At 41.0% G+C, this 2,354-nt stretch carries 3 protein-coding genes; all 3 read right to left on the reverse strand.

Annotated elements, in window-relative coordinates; translation table 11 throughout:
* The coding region (locus VJ937_RS07305; protein WP_324066244.1) for a YhdH/YhfP family quinone oxidoreductase at window positions 1–822 on the reverse strand (822 nt) is incomplete at its 3' end.
* Window positions 823–985: 163 nt separating this feature from the next.
* Window positions 986–2,005 (reverse strand): hypothetical protein, encoded by a 1,020-nt coding sequence (locus VJ937_RS07310; RefSeq protein ID WP_324066245.1) that lies wholly within the window; start codon window positions 2,003–2,005, stop codon window positions 986–988.
* 96 nt (window positions 2,006–2,101) lie between these two features.
* On the reverse strand, window positions 2,102–2,354 hold a 253-nt coding region (locus VJ937_RS07315), incomplete at its 5' end, for a hypothetical protein (protein ID WP_324066246.1).

A 2,354-nucleotide genomic window follows, 5' to 3' on the forward strand; every position in this document is an offset into this window, starting at 1 on the left:
TTGCGAATCAATACCAATTAATGTCACTCCCCGCAAAATAAATGGAAATACGGTCAATTCAATTTTGGGTGACCCAACATTTCCACAGGCAGTTATCACACCCATTGGCACGGTTGATTTTATAATATTTTCTAAAATTACACCTCCAACAGTATCAATACCACCTGCAAACTGCGCTTTAGTCATTGGTTTCTTTTCAGCTTGCCCGAATTCATTGCGGTCGATGATTTCTGTGGCTCCTAATCTATGCAAGTATTCATGCTCAGAGGCCTTACCCGTAATAGCTGCAACATTGTATCCGAGTTTGCTCAAAATAGCCACACTCATTGACCCCACTCCTCCGGTAGCGCCTGACACTATAATTTTCCCATCTTCAGGCTCCACCGACGCTTTAAGTCGATATACAGACATGCCAGCTGTGAGGCCTGCTGTTCCATACATCATAGCCTCTTTCATGGACATATTTTCAGGCAAACGAACGGCCCATGCTGAAGGCACACGAATGTATTGACCAAACCCCCCATCGGTATTCATTCCAAGATCATAGCTTGTTACAATAACCTCATCATCCGGCTTAAAATCAGCATTATTAGATTGCACAACCTTTCCTACCGCGTCGATTCCCGGCGTGTGCGGGTAGTTTTTCGTTACGCCTTTATTGCCTGAAGCCGACAAGGCATCTTTATAGTTCAACGATGAATAGTAAACTTTTATTAAAAGGTCGCCCTCCGGCAATTCCTCGAGTTGCTTTGTTTTTATCTCACCAATAAAATTACCGTCTTTCTCTTCAATCACGTATGCTTTAAATCGTTGCTTTTCCATATTACCTAAGATTTTATAAACTTTCTAATAGAACAATTAAAACTGGTCAATGATCAGGCCATGGATAAGGAAACTATTATAAAACTTAGTTATAGACTGTACAATACTTTTCCAACAAGAAACATGTAAAAATGTTATTGTTTCTATCAACAAGTACTTAAGATTAAAAGAAGAACAGTAAAATGGCATTCCCAGCAAAGTAAATCAAAATAATCATGAGGCTCTCCCAACCAATTTTTGCAAACCCCTTCCGCTCACGGTGTAAGAGTCCAAGAATTAGCGTACTGGTCATTAACATGGTAACTGCCATAATAAAAATCTGTTCCGATGCAATAGCGTGGAGGATACTTCCTTTTCCATAGGCCAAATCGGCAAAGGCAATGAATAAAACATCGAAAGTATTACCCCCAATAATATTGCCCACTGATAAAGTCAAAGCTTTTTGTCTTACAGCAGAGATGGCAACTATCAGCTCCGGGAATGATGTGGCTATAGCTGTAAATAATACCCCCACAAGCGTCTCTGATAATCCGGTTTTAGCTGCAATAGTAATGCCTGTCTGAGCTATTGTAAATCCGGCTAAAGCCACTACAATTGCAGATATCACGAACTTCAGGATAACGCTTTTCAAATTCAGTTTTTCTATGTTATCCTGATCCGGAGCATCCTGCACAGTGGCCGATGTCACACGTGGAGTCCACATTGGCCAGTCTTTTGCCCTGGATATCATTTTTGATCCTGCAATATATATCCCAACCATTACAATAGAAAAGGGATGCACATGGAAAACAGTGATTTCAGGGCCGGTCATACCAATAATCACAAAAGAGAGTAACCCTATAAGCAACAGTCCCTGCATTAAATTGGCAAACGAAGCTGCAGCGTGTTCCAAATTGATCTTGCGGTAGGTAATATCGGCAATAGACAAGAACAGCGTTTGTGCTGCTATTCCTCCAATGGCGTTACTGACAGCCAATTGTGGATGCCCCTGAATTGCAGCAACCACAGAAGTCACAATTCCGGGTAGAGATGTGGCACCGCCCAGAAAAATGGCACCAAACATAGCTTCACCCAGTCCTGTAAGATCTGCCAGCTGATCAGCAGCTCTTGTCAACCAGGTGCCTACAACGGCAATTATGACTGCCGAAAGCGCAAAAAGCAGAATAGCAAGCGATAATTCCATAGTTTTTCACACTTATTCATACTAACCAATGAATATCCCCTGTTTGATGTTCATTCAACAATGAAAAAAGTGGCAGCCTCAATTAAGCAGCAATATTTATATTTCGCCTGCGACCATCTTCATCACATAATCGGCAATGCTTCTGGGTGTAATAATAAGTTTTATTATCCTGATTAATAAAAGCACCGCAAACAAAAACGATATTGTACTGGCATATTCTACTGGCGCAAGCATGATCGTTACTACAATGGCCATGAGAAAAAGGAATGAAACAAAGAAAAATCGTTGAAGGTTCAAACGAATTGAAATTTCGATTTTCCCATTGCGCTCTGAAATATGAATTTCACCG

Source organism: Salinivirga sp. (assembly GCF_035268865.1).
Classification (GTDB): domain Bacteria; phylum Bacteroidota; class Bacteroidia; order Bacteroidales; family Salinivirgaceae; genus Salinivirga.

Coding starts and splice junctions, on each gene's coding strand:
- VJ937_RS07310 (WP_324066245.1), bottom strand. CDS start 2,005: ATGGAATTATCGCTTGCTATTCTGCTTTTTGCGCTTTCGGCAGTCATA.